At 51.3% G+C, this 15,699-nt stretch carries 16 protein-coding genes and 1 pseudogene; 7 read left to right on the top strand and 10 right to left on the bottom strand.

Annotated elements, in window-relative coordinates; genetic code table 11:
• Window positions 1–6: 6 nt before the first annotated feature.
• From JIG40_RS19255 to JIG40_RS19245, 3 genes are all read left to right on the top strand, one after another.
• Window positions 7–1,011, top strand: a complete 1,005-nt coding sequence (locus JIG40_RS19255) for a response regulator (RefSeq protein ID WP_020329832.1) — start codon at window positions 7–9, stop codon at window positions 1,009–1,011.
• Window positions 1,011–1,451 (top strand): PAS domain-containing protein, encoded by a 441-nt coding sequence (locus JIG40_RS19250; protein ID WP_020329833.1) that lies wholly within the window; start codon window positions 1,011–1,013, stop codon window positions 1,449–1,451. The genes JIG40_RS19255 and JIG40_RS19250 overlap by 1 nt, the downstream gene beginning before the upstream one ends.
• A 98-nt stretch (window positions 1,452–1,549) precedes the next feature.
• The gene (locus JIG40_RS19245) at window positions 1,550–3,022 is read left to right on the top strand and encodes an NAD(P)H-hydrate dehydratase (RefSeq protein WP_199465881.1); all 1,473 of its coding nucleotides are present in this window, start codon (window positions 1,550–1,552) and stop codon (window positions 3,020–3,022) included.
• Here JIG40_RS19245 and JIG40_RS19240 read toward each other — a convergent pair.
• Entirely contained in the window at window positions 3,011–4,006 is a 996-nt protein-coding gene (locus JIG40_RS19240; RefSeq protein ID WP_047462007.1) for a 2-hydroxyacid dehydrogenase, read from the bottom strand. The genes JIG40_RS19245 and JIG40_RS19240 overlap by 12 nt on opposite strands.
• A 142-nt stretch (window positions 4,007–4,148) precedes the next feature.
• Complete coding sequence (locus JIG40_RS19235; protein WP_225869381.1) at window positions 4,149–4,706, bottom strand: outer membrane beta-barrel protein; 558 nt, start codon at window positions 4,704–4,706, stop codon at window positions 4,149–4,151.
• Between the two features lie 571 nt (window positions 4,707–5,277).
• Between JIG40_RS19235 and JIG40_RS19230 the strand changes: the two genes are divergently transcribed.
• A complete protein-coding gene (locus JIG40_RS19230; protein WP_020329838.1) occupies window positions 5,278–6,321 on the top strand; it encodes a GMP reductase in 1,044 nt (347 codons plus the stop codon).
• A gap of 123 nt (window positions 6,322–6,444) precedes the next feature.
• On the opposite strand, the pseudogene JIG40_RS19225 reads toward JIG40_RS19230, so the two are convergent.
• A pseudogene (locus JIG40_RS19225) lies at window positions 6,445–6,612 on the bottom strand (tyrosine-type recombinase/integrase); the annotation flags it as partial.
• A 91-nt stretch (window positions 6,613–6,703) separates the two neighbouring features.
• Here JIG40_RS19225 and JIG40_RS19220 point away from each other — a divergent pair.
• The 3 genes from JIG40_RS19220 (at window position 6,704) to arsC (ending at window position 8,833) form a co-directional block, all read left to right on the top strand.
• Entirely contained in the window at window positions 6,704–7,162 is a 459-nt protein-coding gene (locus JIG40_RS19220; RefSeq protein WP_199465880.1) for a GNAT family N-acetyltransferase, read from the top strand.
• 220 nt (window positions 7,163–7,382) lie between these two features.
• Window positions 7,383–8,417, top strand: a complete 1,035-nt coding sequence (arsB, locus tag JIG40_RS19215) for an ACR3 family arsenite efflux transporter (RefSeq protein WP_199465879.1) — start codon at window positions 7,383–7,385, stop codon at window positions 8,415–8,417.
• Complete coding sequence (gene arsC, locus JIG40_RS19210; protein WP_100268815.1) at window positions 8,414–8,833, top strand: arsenate reductase (glutaredoxin); 420 nt, start codon at window positions 8,414–8,416, stop codon at window positions 8,831–8,833. The genes arsB and arsC overlap by 4 nt, the downstream gene beginning before the upstream one ends.
• 52 nt (window positions 8,834–8,885) lie before the next feature.
• Here the strand turns inward: arsC and JIG40_RS19205 are convergent, their stop codons facing one another.
• The 7 genes from JIG40_RS19205 to JIG40_RS19175 are packed head-to-tail and all read right to left on the bottom strand — an operon-like array spanning window position 8,886 to window position 15,698.
• Entirely contained in the window at window positions 8,886–10,532 is a 1,647-nt protein-coding gene (locus JIG40_RS19205) for a pilus assembly protein TadG-related protein (RefSeq protein ID WP_199465878.1), read from the bottom strand.
• Window positions 10,532–10,801: a DUF3613 domain-containing protein gene (locus tag JIG40_RS19200; protein ID WP_047461989.1), complete on the bottom strand. Its 270-nt coding sequence runs from the start codon at window positions 10,799–10,801 to the stop codon at window positions 10,532–10,534. The genes JIG40_RS19205 and JIG40_RS19200 overlap by 1 nt, the downstream gene beginning before the upstream one ends.
• Window positions 10,798–11,472: a hypothetical protein gene (locus JIG40_RS19195; protein WP_226976284.1), complete on the bottom strand. Its 675-nt coding sequence runs from the start codon at window positions 11,470–11,472 to the stop codon at window positions 10,798–10,800. Before JIG40_RS19195 ends, JIG40_RS19200 begins: the two co-directional genes overlap by 4 nt.
• A complete protein-coding gene (locus JIG40_RS19190) occupies window positions 11,473–12,363 on the bottom strand; it encodes a type II secretion system F family protein (protein WP_199465877.1) in 891 nt (296 codons plus the stop codon). It lies immediately after the preceding gene.
• Between the two features lie 15 nt (window positions 12,364–12,378).
• Window positions 12,379–13,257 carry a type II secretion system F family protein gene (locus JIG40_RS19185; RefSeq protein ID WP_199465876.1) on the bottom strand — a complete coding sequence of 293 codons (879 nt, stop codon included), beginning with the start codon at window positions 13,255–13,257 and terminating at the stop codon, window positions 12,379–12,381.
• The gene (locus tag JIG40_RS19180) at window positions 13,251–14,516 is read right to left on the bottom strand and encodes a CpaF family protein (protein ID WP_052074976.1); all 1,266 of its coding nucleotides are present in this window, start codon (window positions 14,514–14,516) and stop codon (window positions 13,251–13,253) included. Before JIG40_RS19180 ends, JIG40_RS19185 begins: the two co-directional genes overlap by 7 nt.
• 18 nt (window positions 14,517–14,534) lie before the next feature.
• Entirely contained in the window at window positions 14,535–15,698 is a 1,164-nt protein-coding gene (locus JIG40_RS19175) for a pilus assembly protein N-terminal domain-containing protein (protein ID WP_061055886.1), read from the bottom strand.
• Window position 15,699: the final 1 nt, after the last annotated feature.

Genomic DNA, 15,699 nt, shown 5'->3' with positions numbered 1-15,699 from the left:
GATGATATGTCGTATTCAGTACTCATCTGCGATGACTCAGCGTTGGCTCGAAAGCAGATGGCACGCTCTCTCCCTGCATCGCTTAATGCAGATATCACCTTTGCCGTACATGGACTGGATGCGCTGAGTATTTTAGAAACTCAGCGCTTTCAGTTGATGTTTCTCGATTTGACGATGCCGGAACTGGATGGTTTCGGCACGTTAGAAGCAATGCGTGATAAAGGCTATACCACTCCTGTGGTGGTGGTGTCCGGCGATATTCAACCCAAAGCGAAAGAACGCGTATTGGCCCTCGGTGCTAAAGCCTTCATTCAAAAACCGATTAATAAAGACGATCTCAATGCGGTTATCCGTACGCTGGTTGAACCGCCCACGCAGCCACGTATCGTTACGCCTATTTCCATTGAACTGCCAGTTCTGCGCCGCCGCGATATTTATATGGAAGTGGCGAACGTTTCTATCGGCCGGGCAGCGGATGCTTTAGCACGTCACTTCGACGTGTTTGTGCAGTTACCTCTGCCAAACGTAAATATTTTTGAAGTGAGTGAACTGCACATGGCACTGCGTGACTTGGCGGATAACGTCCACGTTTCCGGTGTTTGTCAGGGCTTTAGTGGTGAAGGGATTGCCGGGGAAGCCTTAGTTTTGCTGACCGATTCCAGTGTCGCCGATCTGAAAAAACTGATGAAAGTGCCAGCTGATAATGAAGAGTTGGAAGAGCTGGAGCTCATCATGGATGTCTCCAATATTTTGGTCGGGTCTTTTCTGAATGGGTTGGGCGAGCAGGCCGAAGTGCGTTTCTTCCAGAGTTCGCCGGTGCTGCTCGGTCAGCACATTCCAATCGATTCTGTGATTCAGTCAACCGCAGGTTCGTTTAAGAAAACCATGACGTTTGAAGTCAGCTACAACATAGAAGGCACGTCGATCCGCTGCGATCTCTTGTTTATGTTTGTTGATGAATCGCTACCGCTTCTGGACAGCAAACTCGCTTATCTGATGGAGGATTTCTGATGTTGTCGCTTCCTGCAGAATTTGAACAATTTCACTGGATGGTGGATATGGTTCAGAACGTCGATATGGGACTGATTGTCCTCGATCGTGATTACAACGTTCAGGTTTGGAACGGCTTTATGACTCATCACAGTGGTAAGTTAGCGCATGAAGCGATAGGCCAATCCTTGTTTACTCTGTTTCCTGAGATTCATAAAGAGTGGTTCAAACTCAAAACCAAGCCTGTTTACGATTTGGGGTGTCGCAGTTTCATTACCTGGCAGCAGCGTCCGTATCTGTTTAAATGCCGCAATGTGCGTCCGGTGACCCAGCAGGCCGAGTTCATGTATCAAAACATCACGCTCAACCCGATGCGAACGCCGACAGGCAAGGTGAATTCATTATTCTTGTCGATACAGGATGCCACCGCCGAAGCGCTGATGACGTTGCAAGCCAAGTAAATCGCGTCCAAGCAGAAAATTGACAACTAAGCCAAGGTGAACCTTGGCTTTTTTGCATACACTTTAAGTTTATCGTTTTGTATACAGGGACCAAACTGATGCCGTTACCGAAAGTTTTCTATACCGCGCAACAAGTCAAACAAGGTGAAGTGATGGCGGCCAAAACCAAAGGGTTGGAGATGTTCAGCCTAATGGAACGGGCCGGACAGGCGGTGTTTACCGTCGCGTATGCCCAATATCCGGGAACGCATCACTGGCTGGTATGTTGCGGTGGCGGTAACAATGGTGGCGACGGTTATATTGTGGCGTGTCTGGCCCGCTCGCTGGGCGTTCAGGTAACGGTTTGGCAAATAGGGGACCCAGAGCAGCTCAAGGGAGATGCACTTTCTGCCTATTACCACTGGCTGGATCATGGGGGAGAAGTGTATCCGATCGATGAAGTGGTGCCGGATGATGTTGATTTGATCGTCGATGGGCTGCTCGGCACTGGCCTCACGGGTACCGTTCGCGAACCGATGCAGCAATTGATTGATACGCTGAACCGCTGCTCAGCGCCGATTGTCGCAATTGATATTCCGTCAGGGTTATGTGCCAACACTGGTGCGGTTTTGGGCACGTCGATACGCGCTCAGCATACCGTCAGTTTTATCGGGCTGAAACAAGGGTTAGTAACGGGTAAAGCGCGTAACTACGTTGGAGAATTGCACTTTGCCGGGCTGGGGCTGGAAGAAAGCTTTAGCCAGCAAAATGTGCCGACCGTTCAGGCGATCGATCAGAAAACGCTTAAGCAACTGCTGCCCAAGCGAGAACCCTGCTCGCACAAAGGCAGCCATGGCAAAGCTGTGATCGTGGGCGGAAATGACGGTATGGGGGGCGCGGTGATCCTTGCGGCTCAGGCGTGTGCGCGGGTCGGCAGTGGATTAACAACCACGCTGATGCATCCGAGTAATACCGCTCCCATGTTGTCCGCTTGTCCTGAAATCATGGCGGCAGGATGGACTGACGAAGCGATGATCGATGAGCGTCTGCAATGGTGTGATGTGCTGGCGATTGGCCCGGGACTGGGGCGAAATGACACCGCGCTGCAAATGATGCACAAAGTGCAAAAGCAGACCAAACCGAAAGTCATGGACGCTGATGCGCTGCATTTTCTGGCGCAATCCGCAAACTTCGACCAGCAGCGTATTCTGACGCCACATCCGGCAGAAGCGGCCAAACTGATGGATACCAAAGTCTCCAATATCGAGGCGGATCGTTATAACGCGGTGAAAGCGCTGCAGAAAAAATATGGCGGCGTGGTGGTATTGAAAGGGGCCGGGACACTGGTGTGTGATGGCAAAGAAACGTACGTGTGCTTGGCGGGCAATCCGGGAATGGCAACGGGCGGAATGGGCGATGTGCTGACAGGTATTATCGTTTCACTGCTTGCGCAGGGCCTGAGTCTGTTTGAGGCCGCGAAAATGGGCGTTTTGATCCACAGTTTAGCGGCGGATCAAAACGCCAAAGCGTTTGGCGAGCGTGGCTTGCTCGCCAGTGACTTACTGCACCATCTGCGCAGTTTAGTTAATTAGTTCGTTGCCTGACGTCGTGCCTTGCTCAAAGGCCAGTACGTTGTTCAGCGTTGTCTGGGCGATATTGTGCAGGGCATCTTCGGTCAGAAACGCCTGATGGCCAGTAAACAGTACGTTGTGACACGCTGACAGGCGACGGAACACATCGTCGACAATGACATCGTTCGACTTGTCCTGGAAGAACAGATCTTTCTCGTTATCGTACACATCCAACCCCAGTGCGCCGATACGACCTCGTTTCAACGCTTCAATCGCGGCAACCGAATCCAGCAGTTCACCTCGACTGGTGTTGATGATCATCACGCCGTCTTTCATTTGATTGAACGCATTTTCATCCAGCAGATGGTAGTTCTCTTTCGTCATCGGACAGTGCAGGGTAATGATGTCGCTTTGGGCGAACAGCTCTGGCAGCGACACGTACTTTGCGCCGATTTCAATCGCCAGCGGGTTCTCATACGGATCGAAACACAAAATGTTCATGCCCAGCCCTTTGAGAATACGCATGGCCGCGATGCCAATTTTACCTGAGCCAATAACGCCGACGGTTTTACCATAAAAGTTAAAACCGACCAGGCCTTCCAAAGAGAAGTTCGCGTCACGGGTACGCTGATACGCTTTGTGGTAGCGGCGGTTCAGACACATCATCAGACCAATGGCATGTTCCGCAACAGCTTCCGGTGAATAAGCCGGAACACGCACCACTTGCATACCAATGCGTTTAGCGGCATCCAGATCAACCTTGTCGAAACCTGCACAGCGCATCGCAACAAGGCGGGTACCCCCTTGATACAGTTCAGTCAGAACATCTTCACTCAGATCATCGTTCACAAAGGCACATACAGCTTTACAGCCTTTGGCCATTTTGGCGGTTTTCTTCGTTAGACGAAAATCATGGAAATGGAGCGTGAACGCGTTTTTGTCGACGATTTTTTTGAATGAGGTTTCGTCGTAAGTTTTTGCGCTGAAGAAAGCGATATCGATCATAGCAGTCTCCTTAAATAAGACCTGACTTCAAATAATTATCGCTATAGTTAAACGGATGGTGGCAAAAATAAACCATAAGTTTTGTATGTGAACAAAGGCTGAGCGGTGGTCGCTCGCCTTTTGTTCAAATTGAGGGAAAACACTACATTCTAAAGCGCGCACCCACACTGAATGAGGTACTGGAGTAACCTTTATCAAGGTCTTGGTAACTGACTTCAGCGGTAAACTCAAGGTTCGGATTCAATCCGGTGGCGACGCGAGCGCCAGCACTCACATAGGGATTAACGCCCGAATGTGTCGAGGAGGTTTCCGGCACGGCGCTGACATTCGTTTCTTCCAACTGCGTATAGGCAAAGCCGCCGCGCGCGTAGAGTGTGGCGTATCGGGTGACTGGCGCCTCGGCGCGAATACCGCCGTAGAAACTGTCGTATTTGGTTTCGATGGCATTGCCGTTGCCATCGCGCAGTTTTGCGGTGCTCGACATCGTGCCGTTATAGCCCAAATCTACGCCCATGAACGGCGAAAAGTAGTAGCTGTAGCCGACGGTCGTGGTAAATACCTGATCACTGCTGTGACCGTTATCTAAGGTGGTATAACCTGCATCAACGTTGAACTGATGCTGGCTGTTGGTGGCGGCAAAAGTTGGCATGGCGGCAAACAGTGTTGCCAGCGTTATCCCGGCGATCATGGGTTTTATCATTGTTGTTCTCCACTGCTGTTTCATAGAAGTTAGCCAAAACCAGGTATTTGGCGCTGCTAACTTCCGGTGAAGGAATTAGCGATAGTTAAACCTTAGCAAGGTTTACACCGTTTCAGAGGCTTTCGAAGCAGAGAGAAGAAAATGTGTGATCAGCGAAATATCGCCGTCATAATTTGTGGTGTTTTGCTGCCATTTGTCCGTTTGAACATGAGACATCAGTCTCACTTTTAGATTTCCTCACTCAGAGTGAACGTTTGCGGTGAACGTTTTCCTAGAGCAGTTTAATAAGTAGGTTCTAATTAACTCACTGAATATTAAGTGTTAAATCTGATATTTAGGCGCAGGGGAGAGAAAGGAGTGCGAACAGGTATGAAATCTTCGACAGGGTAACACAAAAAAAAGTCAAATATCAGACTTGCCGGAAAGAAATCGCGGCCTATAATGCTGAAAACCGGAGCGTCTGCCAACGCTCCGGTTTTTTTGTGTCCGAAAAGTACCAAAGTCTGCCAACCGCGGTACTACGCACTCTGCAAAAGAGACACAAACTGTGAATCAATCAAGGAATTACACAATGCGTATCGAACAAGAACTTAAGTTGGGTTTTAAAGATGTCCTGTTTCGCCCGAAACGTTCAACCCTGAAAAGCCGTTCTCAAGTAAATTTAACCCGCGAGTTTACCTTCAAGCATAGTGGTCGTCAATGGTCCGGTGTGCCAGTCATTGCGGCGAATATGGACTCAGTGGGCAGCTTTGCGATGGCCAAAGCACTGGCTGAGCATGGTGTAATGACCGCAGTCCACAAACACTACACCGTTGAAGATTGGGCTGAGTTTGCGAAAACCGCAGATAAAGCCACCCTGAACAACGTGATGGTGTCTACCGGTACTTCCGACGCAGACTTCCAAAAAACCCAAGACATCATGGCGCTGTCAGATGAATTCATCTTCATCTGTATCGACATTGCCAACGGTTACTCAGAACATCTGGTTGAGTACGTTGAACGAGTGCGCGCAGCCTTCCCGGATAAAGTGATCTCAGCAGGCAACGTCGTGACAGGCGATATGTGTGAAGAGCTGATTCTTGCAGGCGCAGACATCGTCAAAGTCGGCATTGGCCCAGGCTCTGTGTGTACCACTCGCGTCAAAACTGGTGTCGGTTATCCGCAACTGTCTGCCATCATTGAGTGTGCTGATGCGGCACACGGCCTTGGCGGCACCATCATCGGTGACGGTGGCTGTTCATGTGCAGGCGATGTCTCTAAAGCCTTCGGTGGCGGCGCAGATTTCGTCATGCTGGGCGGCATGCTGGCTGGTCACGAAGAGTCAGGCGGCGAAGTCATCGAAAAAGACGGCGAGAAGTTCATGAAGTTCTACGGCATGTCTTCTAAGAGCGCGATGGACAAACACTCTGGCGGCGTAGCGGGCTACCGCGCAGCTGAAGGAAAAACCGTCCTGTTGCCATATCGTGGCAGCGTGCACGGCACTATTCAAGACATCCTCGGCGGTGTGCGTTCAACCTGTACCTACGTAGGCGCAGCAAAGCTCAAAGAGCTAACAAAGCGTACTACCTTCATCCGCGTACAAGAGCAAGAGAACAACGTATTCGGTAAAGAGTGATCGTAAGATTACTCGGAAAATACGAACTATTGAGAGCCGCTTTTTAGTGGCTCTTTTTTTACGTCAAAAAAGGGAAGTGGCGACAAAGTGGCGACAGAACCTCAACTTTTTTGTGGCGGCAGTCAGCGAGGCGATAGGGTTTAGGGAAATTGCTTCCGTCAGGTGATCTGGAGCGAAGTGCGCGTAGCGCATTGTCATACTGAGATCTGCGTGGCCGAGAATGTCACGTAGGACGAGGATATTGCCACCATTCATCATGAAGTGGCTGGCAAAGGTATGACGAAGAATGTAGCAGGCGGTCAAATTTAAGACGACTCACAATGGCTGATGCGTATAACAGAGGCTATGCTTGAGCACTCTGACCCAAACGTAACGATCAAAAATGCACAACTTAGAATTCAGACAATGCGACGAAACTAGTCCTTATTGGCAGGACGTTGAACGTCTGTTTCAAGGTGAATGGTCCGAATTCCGTTTTCGCGATACTTATAAGCCGGATGTCCAACTTCCACCTGTCATCATGGTGCTCAGTCAAAACACAGTGATTGGTGGGCTGGCTTATTCCTATTATCAGGAGCCGAATCAGGTCGCTGATGTCATTTGGATCAATGCCGTCTCTGTTTCTCCACCGTGGCGGAGAAAGGGGATTGCCAGTGAACTGATTTGTCTGGGCGTCAGCCAAGTTTCCTCTTTCAACCAGCGTCATCTTTACGTTTACACTAACCTTCCATCACTCTATTCGCGTTTAGGTTGGACGGTAGTCGATACGGAATGTGAACCGAATCATTGTGTTATGCGTATCTCCCTAGAATCTGAGCCACATCAACAAGTCATCCGTTGACTCTGAATTTCATCGTTCCAATCACTTTTGTTGCTCAACTAGTGCAATGTTACTCGCGCGTTGTCACTCAACTGTCATGTTTAAAATTTAATATATGGAAATTCGTATATATGACTTTTCATATGTTTATTTCAGCGTTAGAGTACCGACATGGCTGCGCTGGCTTATAGTGAAAGAACGGACAGTGCGCATGGGCGAAAACTAAGTGTTCGGAGGAAAAATGGGTCTGTTTGAACGTTATCTGACCGTTTGGGTCGGGTTGGCTATTTTGGGTGGCATTGCATTGGGCAGTCTGGCGCCTCAAGCGTTTGCAGCGATTGCAGGCCTTGAGCTGGCACACGTGAACATCGTGATCGCGGTGTTAATTTGGTTGATGATCTTTCCAATGATGGTGCAGATTGATTTCTCCTCTCTGAAAGATGTTGGTAAGAAGCCGAAAGGTCTGGTCCTGACTCTGGTGATCAACTGGTTGGTCAAGCCGTTCACCATGGCGTTATTGGGTTGGTTGTTCTTTAAGGAGCTATTTGCTGACTGGGTCGATCCGCAAACCGCGAGCGAATACATCGCAGGCATGATTCTGCTGGGTGTTGCGCCATGTACGGCGATGGTGTTTGTCTGGAGTCAGTTAACCAAAGGCGATGCAAACTACACGCTGGTGCAGGTTTCAATAAACGACATCATCATGATCTTTGCGTTTGCGCCGATTGCTGGCTTTCTGCTTGGCGTCACCGACATTACGGTGCCGTGGGACACACTGTTGCTCTCGGTAGTGTTGTACGTGTTGATTCCACTGTTGGCAGGAGCTGTCGCTCGTCAAAAGCTGGATAAAGCCAATGACCACTCAACGCTGAATCGTTTCCTGGCGACGATGAAACCGTGGTCAATCGTAGGTTTGCTGGCAACGGTGGTACTGCTGTTTGGTTTTCAGGCGGAGACCATTCTGGCCCTTCCACAAGCGATTGTGCTGATCGCCATTCCTCTGCTGATTCAGACCTACACCATTTTCGCCATTGCTTATTGGGCGGCTAAGCGCTTGAAGCTTCCTCATAATGTGGCAGCACCAGCTTGTATGATTGGTACGTCGAACTTCTTTGAGCTGGCGGTGGCGGTTGCGGTGTCGCTGTTTGGTCTTCATTCTGGTGCGGCATTAGCAACTGTAGTGGGGGTGCTGGTGGAAGTGCCGGTGATGCTGTCGCTGGTTTGGTTTGCGAACCGTACCCGTGGCTGGTTTGACGTGACGGAATCATCCCAATGATCGTTATTCACCATAACCCGGATTGTGGAACGTCACGCAACGTACTGGCGATTATCGAGAAGGCGGGGTATGAGCCTGTGATCGTCGACTATCTGCAAGAAGGATGGAGCCGTTCGCAGTTGCTGGCACTGTTTGCCGCCGCCGATCTCACACCTCGATCAGCGCTGCGTACCACCAAATCTCCGGCGCAGGAACTGGGTTTGCTCGCTGAAGATGTGAGTGACGCGCAGATTCTCGATGCCATGCTGCGTTATCCGGTGTTGGTCAATCGGCCGATTGTCTGCTCACCGAAAGGGGTTAAGTTGTGCCGGCCTAGTGAATCGGTACTGGATTTACTCGATAGGTGGCCGGCCGGCCCTTTGTGCAAAGAAGATGGCGAACTGATTCTGGATGCTTCCGGCCACCGAGTAGTGTGATTTCACGTTCGCAAACCACGTTATGACGCGATACAACGCTGACACCTTCCGGCTACAAAATCAGGCCGGATGGCGAAGATTGAATCGCGTCAACCCACATATCTGCACCGCCCACCTGCACACCCAATACATCTAATGTGGGAAGCAGTATTCCGCTCAGAACACCACTCAACACGTTGCCTAATGTCAGGCTCAGTACGCTCGATAACGCAGTTGTCAACGGAGTTAACACCGCATTGAGAATTAACGAGTTTGGTACTTCTATCGATAGATTGATTTCGGTATCAAACAGTGTGCCTCGGTTGATGGTGGAGGTTTGCGGCAGCTGCGCGAGCGAAATGGTTTGGGTTGCGGTGACGGGATCTTCATTATTCACCGCGATTTGAGCGGTCACGACGATGGGCGAACTGACCAGCGGAATGTAAATGCTGATGGTCAGAGGTTCAACGCTGACATCAACCAGCGAACTCTCTGTTGCGAACTCCGCTTCGGAACTGCTCGGAGAGCGGCTGACGCCCACCAATGTGGCGGTCGATTTGGACGCATTCGCCTCAATTTTTAACGGGCTGACAACCACATTGGCAAGCCCAAGACTGACCACCGATAAAGCAGAGGTGATGTCATCGACAATATCAAGATCGGCCGATAGCGATAAATCCACCTGTGAGTTGGAGATGCTGGGCTCTTTGCTTTCAATGACTGGCAATGTGGCGATAGTGAATGAGGGCGGCGTGATGACGTCGGTGGCGAGAGCGATACTGGCGACGTTGGGCACTGAAACCCCTAACGCCGGAACATCGATAAAATGACTGTTGTCTGAGGCGAAGATGGACGCTTTGACCAGAGACAGTGCGTTGATGGACGATTCAAACGCCGCGCCATCGGTGTTGGTTTCGGAGAGCGCCACGATATCGCCCAGCACGATGTCGGGTACGGTCTCTACCAGCGCCAATTGATTGATCAGCAGGTTAATGCCATTCGGATAATCGCCATCGCTGCTCAGCACATCGGCGTAAGCATTGAGAATATCGAGCAGAGAAATACTCGATTCCAACACCTCTTGGGTTGTGCCTAAACTCAGATCTACTGCTAACGTGCTGAGCAGAGTACCTAATTTGACCGAGCTGTTTGCCAGACCATTGTAATCGGCAACATCGAGATCGAGCGTTGTGCCGAGCACATTGCCCAGCAGGCTGTTGAGAAGTCCCGCTTCGGTTTCCGTCGATACGGTCTTTGAACCGACGCCAAAACTGATCACGCCCGATTTCTGAACTGCCGCTTCGGCGTACAACGTCATCGTCCGGTTATTGAACAGCCCACCTGCGACCATGCTTTCCGGGACTTTTTTTGTGACGACCACTTTGGCCGTAGGATAACCGTTGTCGGCGGTTGCGCTGGTGTCGATCACCCAGCGTCCATCGACGATTTTTGCCGTGCCGTATTCGATCGTCAGCTTGTCGATTTTGTCGCTAAAAAGCGAGGCAACCGTCTGTTCGGCTTCCGCTTTCTGATTCGGGTCCAAAAAATAGGGGCTGCTCACGCCGAGTTCAGTTGCGGCTAAATCGGCGATCGATTGCAGTTGTTGGCGTTGAAAAGCCAGCCTTGCCGTGTCGAGTGCCACGGAGGTGAATATGACCAGGCTCAGCAGCGCGGCGGCGAGCCAGAGTGTCACGGCACCAGACTGAGCTTTAAGCGTCATTATTTCTCTCCGAATTCACTCTTAATGAATTTGTCCGGCAGCTCATGGCTAAAGGTTTTGATGGCCCGTTGCTGGCTGGCTTTGGCTGCTTCGGGAGATAGGGTGTCCTGATAGCTGGTGGCCATCATATTCTCTCTTTGGATTTGCAGCCAAATTTGCGTTTCTTTGGTTTCTGGCATTTTCATACCTTTGGTTTCCGGACGTTGCTGAGCAGCCGAAGCGTGAGTGGACAATACACACAACAGAGCCATCAGTAGGTTGAGTTTCATTTGCTCGTCTCCAGATTTTTAATCGGGTTGAAGGTATTAAGAGCGTTCGCCAGTTTCTGACTTTCGACCTGATCCCAGCCATAACGTCTGGTGAGGCTTTCCGCTGCTTTTAAGTCCTGACCGCGTGCCAACGCCAGCCAGAGATTTTTGGCTGCTTTTTGGTTGTTTGGATTGAGTTCTAACGCGGTCAGAAACTCTTTTTTGGCCACGTCGACTTCATCAATCAGCAACATATAAAAGCCGTAGTCGTTGCGAATGTCTGAGTTGGCGGGTTCCATATCCACCGCAAAGCGCAGCCAGTGGCCGGACTCTTTGTATTTTTTCTGATACGCGGTCAGCAATCCCAAGCCGTGAGCGGCCTGGCCTTTCATGCAGCTATTGAGCAAACTGGTGTATTTCTTATTGGCCTCGTCCCACTGGTTTGTTTTCAGCAGGGCTTTGGCTTCCAGTGCCGTTTTGGTTACGTAACTGCCTTCGATTTTTTGCAGCATAGCCAGCGCGGAGTAGTAGTTTTGGTTGGCGAAGGCTTGCTGTGCCATCGAGAGTTGCATGCCGGTCGATTGTGAGAATTTCTCACCACACAACCCCGGCGCTTGAGTATATTGCGTCTCTTTCGGGGCTGAGGTACAGGCACCCAAAGCGAGAGTGAAAATCACGAATAGTCGTCTCATTTAGCCTCCAAAAGCTGCCAGCAGAGCCAACGCTGCCGGGCCACCTAACACGATGAATAGAGCGGGGAACATCAGAGTCATCATCGCTACCGAGATTTTTCCCGACATCTTGGTGACCTTCTCTTGTAGCGCCACGCGCTTGCGTTCATAAATCAGCTCCGCCAGTGACTGAAATGATGTTTTCAGCCCGCCACCGGTTTCTGAACCTTGCGAGAGCATCGACAACAGATCCTGAAGTCCGGACGACAGCGTCATCGTGGCCATGTCGCGGAACACCCATTCACGGTTCTGGCCCGCTTCAATCCGGGCGATGATGAGCGCGATGTCTTTGTTCATTTCCGGCGTCAGATGGCGGGCTTCTTTGTGATACGCCTTAAGCAGGCTTTCAAGCGACAGCCCGACCTGCCATAAGATGGCCATCATGTGCACCGCGGTCAGCATCTCCTCATCAATGATGCGGGCACGTTTGTGCGCCTGCATGCGAATCCAGCGAATGGATACCAGCGCGCCGATTGCCATAAACAGGGCGTAGTACAAAAATGTACGCTGAAACGAGGTGGAGAAAAGATATTGCTGCCCCGTCAGGATCAGAAACAACCCGCTCCAGACCAGAAACATTTTGAACAGACACAGGATCTGTTGTCGGCTGCTGATGTAGCCCGCCTGACGCATGGCGACCACGATTTGCGACAGCGACTTCTGGTGTTGCTGTTTTGATTTTCCCCACCATTTTTGCGAGTGCATCAACAGGTGCTCTTTGGTGCTGCCGGTTTTTTTGTCTGCACCCACGGTGATCGATGTCTGCCCGACATATTTGCGCGAATAGTGAAAGCAAAGTGAGGCACACACCATACAGATAGAAGCGATAAAGAAGTAAAAAGCGCCTGCCATGTTCTCTTCTCCCGACTATAAGCTGCGAAACATTCGCCAAATGACGATAACGCCGATGATTTGCAGTGAAATCCCTAAGATGAGCGCATGACGGCCACTCTCGGAATACCACATGTTGATCAACAGCTCAGGGTTCTGGGTCATCATGTACGCGCTGACGAGCAGCGGTGCACTGCCGATGACCCATGCGGTGATGCGGGTTTCGCCCGTGATGGATTTGAGTTCCCGGCGGCTGAGATCTTGCTGACGAAGCAGCTTCACCAAGCTTTCCAGAGAATCCGTAATACTGCCGCCATAGCGAGAATTGATGCTGAATATGGAACCCAGCAGATAGAACGCTTCGACACCGGTAATGGCGCTCTCTTTCTCGAACGCATGTTGTAGCTCGACCCCCACCGTCTGACGGTGGCTGACCCGCTGCAACACGTCTTTTAGCGGGCTGGTGGTGGCGCGAGCGGATTGCTCAACCGCCTGAGTTATACTCAGCCCGACTTTGATACGGCGGTTCACCTGATCAACAAACGACGGCAGCTGCTGGACCAACCGCAGCTTGATGTTGTTGCGGCGAATTTGCGCAATGGTCAGGGCGACCGTAATACAAAAGAGAAAACTGATGGCAAACCCGGTGATGCCCAAAATAAAGGCGCACAACAGGCTAAACATCACGATACCACCCAACATCAGCAGGTTTTTGAAGGGCGAACGACTGAAACCGAGTTTTTGCAGCCGTTCGGCAACAGGGTGATGCTGGCCCAGTTTCTGCTTTGCCAGCGTCGCCAGCAGAGTCGATTGCGGTGTTCCCAACACGTCTTTGGACTCCCGCTTAGACCACACAAAGCAGAGGTAAGCGGGAAGGCAAAACGCCAGCCCAAGCAGCAGATACTCGTTCACCATATCTGCTCCTCAAGTTTGACGGTCAGCTCTTCCGACGGATCTTTTAACGCCTTGAACTGGCGTTTGGTTCGCACGTACTGGAACAGCGTCTGAGTGTTAATGTTCGCTGCCTGCACATCGGTTACTTCCACAATTTCAGAGATCACTCGTTTGCCGCTGGGCAGACGAATGACCTGCACAATCATGTCGACTGCTGAAGAGACCACTTTGCGAATGAACGTTTCGCTGGAGCGAAAACCGGTCAGCGTCACCATCATTTCGAGGCGAAGCAGCGCATCTCGCGGTGAGTTGGCATGCAGCGTACTCATCGAACCGAGGTGGCCTGTGTTCATTGCCTGCAGCATATCCAGCACTTCGCCGCCGCGACTTTCGCCAAGAATGATGCGATCCGGACGCATACGCAGCGCATTTTTCAGCAATTCGCGTGCGGTCACTTCACCGGCGCCCTCGGAATTGGGCGGGCGGGTTTCCAGACGCACCACATGGCCGTTGCGCAGTTGTAGCTCTGCGGCATCTTCAATCGTGACCACACGTTCATGGGCATGAATGTGCTGGCTCAGTACGTTCAATAACGTTGTCTTGCCCGAACCGGTCGCCCCACTGATCAGAATGTTGAGGCGTGACTGCACACAGCGTTTGAGAAATTCCAGCATCTCCGGCGATAACACTTCATTTGCCAAGAGAAATTCGTCGGTCAGGACATCCTGTTTGAACTTGCGCACCGATAAACAGGCCCCGTCCAGCGCCAAGGGCGGAATGATGGCGTTAATGCGGCTGCCATCGGGAAGGCGGGCATCCACCATCGGATTGGATTCATCAATCCGGCGGCCAAGAGGCGAGAGCATGCGGCGAATCACGCGGATAACGTGTTCGTCGTTGAGAAAGTGGTGATTCACTTGCTCGAGGATGCCGTTACGTTCAACAAAAACGTGTTTCGGGCCGTTGATCAGAATGTCGTTGATGGTGTTGTCTTTCAGCAGGTTTTCGATCGGGCCGTAGCCCATCATCTCATCCACCAATTCGGCGGCCAACACATCAATCGGAGGCGGGTTGGCGATTTTTTCCGAGTCGAGATAGAGCTGAATATAGCTGCTGACAGGCAACAGCAGGTTGCAGCGCTCGGACGATGACATGTCGAAAATGATGCCGTCATCTTCCATCCGTTCCAGCACAAACTGATGCAGTGCCGCTTTCAGTTCCAGATCCAGCGGTTGGTAACCTGAGGATTTCATGGTGTTTAACCAGTCCATGGCGTTCATACAGCACCTTCCTAGCGTCTAATCAGAGAAACCAATGTCTTCAGGTAAGTCATCCGGCTCGGTTTGCAGGAAAACCAGATCGAAGAAGTCAGGCCGATAGTTGCGATAAATTTCGCCGGGCAGTGGCGGCAGGGTGGCTCCTTTGGCGATCGGCTTCACCAGATGCGGCGTTACAACCATCATCAGCTCTTTGTCGTTGGTTTCTAAGCGGCTTGAGCTGAAAAAGGCACCGAGAATCGGAATGTCACCCAAACCGGGGAAGCGGTCGGAGTTTTTCATTGTGCTGCTGCTGATCAGTCCGCTAATGACGAAGGTTTCGCCGTCACCGAGCTGAACCGTGGTATCGGTGCGCCGCACGCTCATACCGGGCACCAAAACACCGCCGGTGCTGACGGCATTGTTGTAGTTGAGTTCGCTCACTTCCGGCGCCACTTTGAGCATGATGCGTTCATCTTTCAACACGGTCGGCGACAGATTCAGCCGCACGCCGAATTCTTTGAATTCAATGGTGATGTCGCCATCGTTGGACGATTTGGGATAGGGAAATTCACCGCCGGCCAGAAATGTGGCCGTATGGCCGGACATGGTCACCAGGCTCGGCTCGGCAAGGGTATAAGCAAAGCCGTTGGCGTTGAGCGCGCTGATGGTGCTGAGAATGCCCTTGGACGCATTGCCGATCACGACATTGAATGAATCCGCCAGCGATGTGAAGTTGTTGCTTGATAGCAACTCACCGGCAAAATTACCGCCGTTCAAAGCCGAGTTGTTCCCGATAGCAAAGGTGGTATTGCCCGATTGTTTTCCGAAAAAGAATCCCGCCTCTTTCAGGGCCGATTTGCTGATTTCCACCACTTTGATGTCGGTTTGTACCTGGACGTTGGAGCTGCTGACCATTGTCGGCACGACACTTATCTGATACTCGTTGGGCTGCTTACTGCCTTTCGGCCACACCAACAGCGAGGTTCGGCCTCCCTGATGGCCGTTGATGAGCAAGGTCGTTTTGCTCAGCACATTGATGGTTGCGATTTTAGGATCAGACACGGCAACGCGCGCGATCTCCTGTCCGTTTAAGGCGAGGCTTTTCTGCGTGTTTTCATCCAGAGTAATGACTTCGGCCGCCATCGCTAACGTAGACGCGAACAATGCAAACAAACTTGTAATAGAAAATGTGGTGATGCGCATT

This window comes from Vibrio sp. bablab_jr001, from assembly GCF_016464285.1.
Lineage (GTDB): Bacteria > Pseudomonadota > Gammaproteobacteria > Enterobacterales > Vibrionaceae > Vibrio > Vibrio fluvialis.
The sequence above is the reverse complement of the archived record's forward strand: the minus strand, read 5'-3'. Positions and strand labels throughout refer to the sequence as shown.

Excerpts from the sequence above, each read along its gene's own strand:
- JIG40_RS19240 (WP_047462007.1), bottom strand. The coding sequence starts at position 4,006 with ATGATCGATATCGCTTTCTTCAGCGCAAAAACTTACGACGAAACCTCA.
- JIG40_RS19190 (WP_199465877.1), bottom strand. The coding sequence starts at position 12,363 with ATGGCAGGCGCTTTTTACTTCTTTATCGCTTCTATCTGTATGGTGTGT.
- JIG40_RS19195 (WP_226976284.1), bottom strand. The coding sequence starts at position 11,472 with ATGAGACGACTATTCGTGATTTTCACTCTCGCTTTGGGTGCCTGTACC.
- JIG40_RS19220 (WP_199465880.1), top strand. The coding sequence starts at position 6,704 with ATGCACAACTTAGAATTCAGACAATGCGACGAAACTAGTCCTTATTGG.
- JIG40_RS19245 (WP_199465881.1), top strand. The coding sequence starts at position 1,550 with ATGCCGTTACCGAAAGTTTTCTATACCGCGCAACAAGTCAAACAAGGT.
- JIG40_RS19250 (WP_020329833.1), top strand. The coding sequence starts at position 1,011 with ATGTTGTCGCTTCCTGCAGAATTTGAACAATTTCACTGGATGGTGGAT.
- JIG40_RS19230 (WP_020329838.1), top strand. The coding sequence starts at position 5,278 with ATGCGTATCGAACAAGAACTTAAGTTGGGTTTTAAAGATGTCCTGTTT.
- arsB (WP_199465879.1), top strand. The coding sequence starts at position 7,383 with ATGGGTCTGTTTGAACGTTATCTGACCGTTTGGGTCGGGTTGGCTATT.
- JIG40_RS19175 (WP_061055886.1), bottom strand. The coding sequence starts at position 15,698 with ATGCGCATCACCACATTTTCTATTACAAGTTTGTTTGCATTGTTCGCG.
- JIG40_RS19180 (WP_052074976.1), bottom strand. The coding sequence starts at position 14,516 with ATGAACGCCATGGACTGGTTAAACACCATGAAATCCTCAGGTTACCAA.
- JIG40_RS19205 (WP_199465878.1), bottom strand. The coding sequence starts at position 10,532 with ATGACGCTTAAAGCTCAGTCTGGTGCCGTGACACTCTGGCTCGCCGCC.
- JIG40_RS19235 (WP_225869381.1), bottom strand. The coding sequence starts at position 4,706 with ATGATAAAACCCATGATCGCCGGGATAACGCTGGCAACACTGTTTGCC.
- JIG40_RS19255 (WP_020329832.1), top strand. The coding sequence starts at position 7 with ATGTCGTATTCAGTACTCATCTGCGATGACTCAGCGTTGGCTCGAAAG.
- JIG40_RS19200 (WP_047461989.1), bottom strand. The coding sequence starts at position 10,801 with ATGAAACTCAACCTACTGATGGCTCTGTTGTGTGTATTGTCCACTCAC.
- arsC (WP_100268815.1), top strand. The coding sequence starts at position 8,414 with ATGATCGTTATTCACCATAACCCGGATTGTGGAACGTCACGCAACGTA.
- JIG40_RS19185 (WP_199465876.1), bottom strand. The coding sequence starts at position 13,257 with ATGGTGAACGAGTATCTGCTGCTTGGGCTGGCGTTTTGCCTTCCCGCT.